General features: G+C 62.8%; 3 protein-coding genes. 1 reads left to right on the top strand and 2 read right to left on the bottom strand.

The genetic code is table 11. From position 1 onward, the window contains the following. Positions 1 to 74 precede the first annotated feature (74 nt). The gene (locus RLO07_RS01775) at positions 75 to 2,435 is read right to left on the bottom strand and encodes a parallel beta-helix domain-containing protein (RefSeq protein WP_462290411.1); all 2,361 of its coding nucleotides are present in this window, start codon (positions 2,433 to 2,435) and stop codon (positions 75 to 77) included. Positions 2,436 to 2,641: 206 nt separating this feature from the next. Between RLO07_RS01775 and RLO07_RS01770 the strand changes: the two genes are divergently transcribed. Next, a complete protein-coding gene (locus RLO07_RS01770) occupies positions 2,642 to 3,607 on the top strand; it encodes a calcium/sodium antiporter (protein WP_462290410.1) in 966 nt (321 codons plus the stop codon). Here RLO07_RS01770 and RLO07_RS01765 read toward each other — a convergent pair. Beyond that, positions 3,590 to 6,871 carry a bifunctional diguanylate cyclase/phosphodiesterase gene (locus RLO07_RS01765; protein ID WP_462290409.1) on the bottom strand — a complete coding sequence of 1,094 codons (3,282 nt, stop codon included), beginning with the start codon at positions 6,869 to 6,871 and terminating at the stop codon, positions 3,590 to 3,592. The two genes, RLO07_RS01770 and RLO07_RS01765, sit on opposite strands and share 18 nt — an antisense overlap. Positions 6,872 to 7,029: the final 158 nt, after the last annotated feature.

Below are 7,029 nucleotides of genomic sequence, written 5' to 3'. Positions count from 1 at the left end.
AGTCCTGCGCTCGCGCGCCTTGCCCACAACGCTTGTGCGACGGCTGAATGTTACCGAATTAGCCGCGCAGCCCACTAGCAGCCGCCACTCAAGCTGTTCAGCCACTCCCGCACCAGGGCGACCGCTTCATCGTGGATGATGCTGCGTCCGATCTCGGGCATGCGCACATCCGGGTCGTTGGAATCCATGCGGAATACGGTGATGGAAGTATCGGCATCGCCGGGGACAAAATCGAACTGCAGGCCTCCCGAGCCGGCGCCCGCTGCCACCGGCGGCTTGCAGATACCGTAGGTGGAATTCACCTCGCGCCAGAACTCCAGGAACATGCCGGAATTACTGGCGAAGCCGCCGGGACTGTGACAGTGGGCGCAGTTGATATCCAGGTAGGCCTTGGCCCGCGCCTGCAGCGGTTGCGCAGGATCCTCCCAATCCGGTGCCGTCTCGATGGCGGCAAGGTCCGCAGGCAGGCCGGCCAGCACTCCCAGTTCGGCCATGTGCACGAGCTGGTTCTTGCTTGCGCCCGCGTAGCGGTTGTCGCGGTTCACGAACCGCGCCTTGGGGCCAATCGGCAGGCTCACCGTTTCCCGATTGACGCCGCTTCCGGTCTCGGCGCGGGTCACGCCATGGCAGGTCTTGCAGCTGTTGGCATCGGGGATAACGTAGTCGGTGCTGCGGGTCATGCCATCGCTGTGGATCCACTCCAGAGTGCGGCGGCCGCCGGCCACGGTGAGATCCGCCCCGCTGCCGTCTGCGCGCCAGATATAGGGCAGCGTCGCCCAGCCCTGGCGGCGGTGCAGCAACAGGCGGGTCTCGATGATGACTTCACCCGCTGCCGGGTTGAGGAAGTCATTGGGCATGGTGAAGGTCTTGGCGATGATGGTCCCCACCGGGAAATCGAATGCGTCGCGGGTGGAATACGCCGCCTGCAGACCATCGGGTACGTAGATAAAGCGGTATTTCTCCGCGTAGTCGGTAAACAGCTCGCTGGTCAGTTCGTAGAGGATACCGCCATTGGCTTCGCTGCGCGGCTCCAGCGCGTCCGCGAACAGGTTGTATCCCGCCAGTTCCCGGCAATTCACCTCCACGGCATCGAAATTGACCTCGCTGCCGGCGGGGGTACAGAGCTCGGCGATCTCCGCTTCAGTCGGAGGCCGCTCGCCTTCGGCAATCACCTCGGGTGTATCCAGCGCAACCTCCGCCAGGGAGGCGTGGGCGCAGTCAAAAAAGGCTGGATCGACACTGGGGCCGCCACCACCAGGCTGGAACAGCACTCCTCGACGCACCGCTTCGGCTTCCGCTATGCAGATGCGGTCGGCGTCGGCGAAGGCGCCCGGTCCTTCCCCGAGGCCATCGTAAACAATCTCCGGGAGGCCACCGAACCCGTCGAACAGACCGGCAATATCGGCCACCAGGTCCTGGGGATCATGGGCGTTGTCGCTGTATTCATTGTCGTGCACATGGATGCGCCGCGGGTCGGGATTGTAGTTGACATCGTCGGTGGTCAGTCCGCTGATCGCGTAGCTGACAATGGCGATAGCCAGCGACTGGTTGCCCTCGATACGGTTGCCAAAAATTTCGATGTCGTCGAAGGCCATGGCAAGGATGCCGGTGCCTGTGGGCACGATCGCAACGATATTCCCCTCTGGCGCAAAGTTGGGGGTATTGTTGTTGCGGATGGTGTTGTCGTAGATTCGCGCACGCTCCCCGTCCAGCGCCAGGTTGGGCAGGTCGAACACCAGAATGCCACCGGTATTGTTCTCGGCGATATTCTCGTAGACATCGGAGTTGATCGAGTTTTCGATTTCAATGCCCGCGACGTTCAGTGATACCCGGTTGCGGCGCACGATGATGTTGTCGGACTGGCCCACGTAGATGCCGGCATCGCTGGCACCGATGACCTCGCTATCTTCAATCAATACGTTCTGCGTCTGCACCGGATACAGGCCATAGGCGCCATTGCTGGCACAGGGGCCACAGGTCCACTCCACCCGCAGCGACCTCATGGTGACGCCGTTGGAGAACTTGAATTTTACGCCATCGGCAGGGGGGTCGATGAGAGCGAAATTTTCCAGCACCACATTGTTGCTGGTCACCAGAATGCTCTCCCCCCCTGAGGCCTGTGTCGCGAAATTGAGCACCGTCCGCCCGGGTCCCTGTCCGCGTACCGTGACATTGTCGACATCCAGGGAGAGGGTGCCATCCAGTGCGAACTCCCCCTCGGGGAGCTCGATAGTCTGGCCCGGCTCGGCGTTGATGAGCGCTTCCAGCAGGCGCCGCTGGAAGTCCTCCCCTGGCGCCACTTCGACGAGATTGGGATCCACCGCTTCAGGCTGGACCGGCGGCTCTGCCGGCGCCGGCCGGTCACTGCTGTCGGAGCAGGCCAGCAGACCCAAAGTCAGCAGGACGAGCAACAAGCCTTTGCCTGAATAAGCCATCGGATCACACCTTTTTATGTTTATGTTTAGGTAAGACATAGACTAGCGCGTAAAAGGGTGTTCGGCATAATTTTTCAGTGCACATTGCTGACCGACAAGCGGATTATTACCGCTGCGGGGGTAGTAGCGGTGGTGCTGTTTGCGCAGTATCGTGGGCCTCTCGTCGGCCACCCATCCGGGTGCCGGCACGGCAGAGGAGGAAACCAATGATCGCAGTGGGGGCCGTTCTGGTGGGCCTGGTTATTCTGGTGTTGAGTGCGGACAGGTTTGTAGCGGGAGCATCGGCAACTGCCTGGCATTTCCAGGTGCCGCCACTGCTGATCGGCATGGTGATCATCGGTTTCGGTACCTCGGCACCGGAGATGGTGGTCTCGGCCATGGCCGCCTACCAGGGTAATCCGGGGCTGGCGCTGGGGAACGCCTACGGTTCCAATATCACCAACATTGCGCTGATCCTCGGCATCACTGCCCTCATCAGTCCTCTGCTGGTGCACTCGCAGATCCTGCGCAAGGAACTGCCGATCCTGCTGGCGGTGACCGCCCTGGCAGCCTGGCAACTGCTGGATGGTACCGTCTCCCGGATGGAAGCGGTGGTGCTGCTCGCGGTATTCGCGGCGCTGATGACCTGGAGCATACGCGAGGGCATGAGCGGCAAGGCCGACCAGCTTGGCACTGAGGTCAGCGCGGATCTCGAAGCCGTCGCCCACATGCCCCTGCGCCGTGCGCTACTGTGGCTGGTGGCAGGCCTGCTGGCGCTGATTGCCGCCTCCCGCCTGCTGGTCTGGGGCGCAGTCGATATTGCGCTGAGCCTCGGGATCAGCGACCTGGTTATCGGTCTGACGGTTGTTGCCATCGGCACCTCGCTGCCAGAGCTGGCATCCTCGGTCATCGCCGCCCGCAAGGGTGAGAACGACATTGCCCTCGGCAATATCATCGGCTCCAACCTGTTCAATACGCTGGCGGTTGTGGGTATCGCGGGCGGCATCAGTTCGATCACGGTGCCGCCGGAAGTCCTCGGCCGGGACGTGGCCACGATGGCCGGTCTCGCCGTGCTGCTGTGCGTAATGGGCTACCGTCGCCGGGGTCCGGGACGGATCAATCGCCTCGAAGGCGGGGTACTGCTGTTGTGCTTTGGCGCCTATACCGCCTGGGTGTTAACGACCAGTATCTGACGCGACCTGCCTGCGTAACAGCGTCTCCAGCTCTGCCGGTGGCAGTGGCTTGCTGAAGTAGTAGCCCTGATATTCCTCACAACCGTGTTGCTGCAGGAACTGCAACTGCTCCCTGGTTTCCACTCCCTCCGCCACGGTCTGGAAGCCGAGGCCCCTGGCAATGCCAATAATCGCCAGCACGATCGCCTGGTCCTCGGGGTCGTCGGCGAGCCCGTCGATGAAACCCTTGTCGATCTTCAACTTTTGAACCGGGTAGCGCTTGAGGTAGCTCAGGGAAGAATAACCGGTACCAAAATCATCGATGGACAGCACTACACCCCGATCGTTGAGATCCGTCAGGGTCGCGAGGGTCCTGCCGGAGTTCTCCATCGCGATACGCTCGGTCAGCTCCAGGTCCAGCATCCCCGCGGGCAACCCGTGCTCCTCCAGCAAACCACTCACCATGGCCGTGAAGTCGGCGCGAAAGAGCTGTACCGCGGACAGGTTGACCGCGACTGAACTCACCGGCAGTCCCGCCTCCAGCCATTCTGCCTGCTGTGCAATCGCCGTGCGCAACACCCAGTTGCCAATCTCAAGGATCAGGCCGCTCTCTTCGGCAATGGGAATGAAGCGCGCCGGAGAAACGTAGCCGATCTCGGGGTGCTGCCAGCGCACCAGCGCTTCCACCCCGGTAATCTCGCCGCTGGTGATGCTGACCTGGGGCTGGTAGTGCAAGCTCAGTCGCTGGTTGGCCAGGGCATCGCGCAGTTCATTTTCGATCAGCAGGGTCTCATTGGCCCGCGCCCGCATCTCTTCCGAAAAGACCTTGAACGTGTTGCGCCCGGCCCGCTTGGCCCGGGACAGGGCGGCATCGGCGGACTGGGTGAGCTGGTCCAGATCCCGCCCGTGGCGGGGAAAGCAGGCCACGCCGATACTGGCGGTGAGATTGAGGCGGTGCCGGCCGGCCTGCAATGGCCCTGCCACCAGCAGCAGCAGACGCTCGGCCATGGCCACAGCCTGCCCGGCATCGGTATTTGGCAGCAGCAGGAAAAACTCATCGCCCCCCATCCGCGAGAGGGTGGCCTCCAGGCTCAGCTCCGCCGTCAGGCGCTTCGAAAGCTCCTTCAGCACCGTGTCCCCGACATTCAGGCCAAGGGAGTCGTTGATGATCTGGAACCGGTCAATATCGATATACAGCAGTGCTGCCTCAGCGCCGCCTGACTGCGCCGAGGTCAGCGCAATGCGGGTCTTCTCCCGCAGCAGCTCCCGGTTGGGCAGGCCGGTGAGGGAATCGTAGTTGCTCAGGAGGCGAATGCGCTCAAGATTGTCGTGATGCTCGGTCAGGTCGGTGGAGATACCGCACAGCGCATAGATTTTGCCCTCTGCATCCCGCAGGGGAATCTTCACCGACCAGAATACGTGGGTCTTGCCACCACGGATGCTGTCGACTTCCTCCATCTCCTCGGGTTGGCCCGAGTCCAGCACCCGCCGGTCGTTTTCGCGAACCCGCGCCACTGTGCGCTCGTCGAAGAACCTGTCGTCGCCAAAACCGATCACCTGCTCCCGCTCGACACCCCACAGATCCAGTACCTGCTGGTTCACAAACAGGTATTTGCCCTCGAGATCCTTGAGGTAGATACAGGCGCCGACATTCTCCAGGATTGTCGACAACAGGGCCTCGCTCTCTCGCACCGCCTTCTGGAACCTGGACCGCTGCGCTTCGCGGTCGAAGTTGTCCAGGGCAAAGCTGATGTCGGTGGTCATTTCCGCTAACAGATTGGTCGCGTCCGGATCAAAGGCGTCGGGCTTGTGGTGGTAAACGTTGAGCACCGCGAACGGTCGACCGCCACGCTGGATCGGAAACGCCGCTGCCGCGCGCCAGCCATAGTTGCGGGCGCGCTCATGCCAGGGCCGGGTCAGGTCAGAGCCCAGGTAATCGTTAATGATGACCGGGCGATTTTCCCGCACAGCCGTGCCGGTCGGGCCGCTGCCACCCGGCTGGTCCGCGCGGGCAGAGAGCTCAAGGCTGTCCAGATAGTCGCAACCCTCGCCGACACTGGCAGCCGTGACAATCCGCCCGGTGTCGGCATCAACCCGGCCCACCCAGGCCATTCGCATGCCGCCAAATTCAACCGCCATCCGACACACCAGGGGCATCAGGTCGCGCTCGCTGTCCATCCTGACGATGGCCTGATTCACTTCGCTCAGAGCGTGGTAGAGATTGCTCAGGCGCGCCGCACGTCGCTCACTGCGATCGCGACCCCGGGCCAGGACAAGCACCAGCAGTGCCAGCGCGAGACTGGCGATAGTGCCCGCGAACAGCAACAGCAGCGACTGCGCGGGAACCACAATGGCCGCCCGGAACGCGGGGGTCGTGCTCATCAGCAGCGTCCAGCTGCGAGTACCCACCTCCAGGACCTGCCGTCGCTGCAGTTCTCCCGCCTGCAGCCGCTCTGCGTGGGACACCGCGTCGGTGGCATACAAAACATTGGCCGGGTCAGCCAGATCACCATCGTGGATGTCCAGGTCGATTGCCGGATTGATCTCATTGCGCAATCCGGCCATCAGGTCGGTTACCCGGAAGGGGACATCGACAAAACCGATGATGTGTTCCCGCCTGGCAGCAACCGTATCGGCGGCCAGTCCCGCCGCATAGACCGGCAGGTACATGACAAACGAGGGGGACGGATCGCGCAGGCTGTCCTGTACCAGCCCAATGGGCCGGGTGATGACAATAGTGCCGCTGTCCCTGGCCAGCTCGGCCGCCTCCCGCGCCCTCGGCACCTGGTAGATATCCAGCCCGATCGCCGCCAGGTTATCCCCGGTCAGCGGCTCAATGTAGATGATCGGGGCCAGCAGGTCGCTGTCACTGCCGGGATGGATGTTGTAATCGACCGGCAACTGGGAGCGCACTCTTGCTGTGTGTGCGGCCAACTGCTCGCGCCGCACCAGCTCCACCCAGGCGACGCCCTGCAGACCGGCAACATCCGAGGTCGCGCGCAGGGCGCGGGTATAGGCCAGAAAGTCGCGGTACTGCACTTCCCGGGCACCCTGAAAGAGGCCCTGCAGACCGCGCATGACGATAGCGTAGGTATCCAGTTGACGCTTGATAACGGCGGCCAGCCGGTCCGCCTCAGCGACAAAGGCATTCTCGACCAGGGAGCGTTCACGCTGGCGGCTGTGCTCCCAGACGAGCACGCTGGCAGTCACTCCCACCACCAGCACCACCATGGCCAAAAGCCCAGGCAGAACCCCGGCATAGCGATGCCTGTGTACTGCATCCATGGCTGTTAACGCCTCACTTACAGCGACTACAATTTGGCCGCCTCGGGTGATGAAAGCACGCCGCAGCCTGCTTGGCAATGCCCTCACCGCAGGGTCGTGACCCGTGCCCGGAAACATCAGCAGGGCAGAATCCCAGCCGAGGCCGACAGCCTGAACCA

The organism is Haliea sp., from assembly GCF_040221975.1.
GTDB lineage: Bacteria > Pseudomonadota > Gammaproteobacteria > Pseudomonadales > Halieaceae > Haliea.
The sequence above is the reverse complement of the archived record's forward strand: the minus strand, read 5'-3'. Positions and strand labels throughout refer to the sequence as shown.

Excerpts from the sequence above, each read along its gene's own strand:
- RLO07_RS01775 (WP_462290411.1), bottom strand. The coding sequence starts at position 2,435 with ATGGCTTATTCAGGCAAAGGCTTGTTGCTCGTCCTGCTGACTTTGGGT.
- RLO07_RS01770 (WP_462290410.1), top strand. The coding sequence starts at position 2,642 with ATGATCGCAGTGGGGGCCGTTCTGGTGGGCCTGGTTATTCTGGTGTTG.
- RLO07_RS01765 (WP_462290409.1), bottom strand. The coding sequence starts at position 6,871 with ATGGATGCAGTACACAGGCATCGCTATGCCGGGGTTCTGCCTGGGCTT.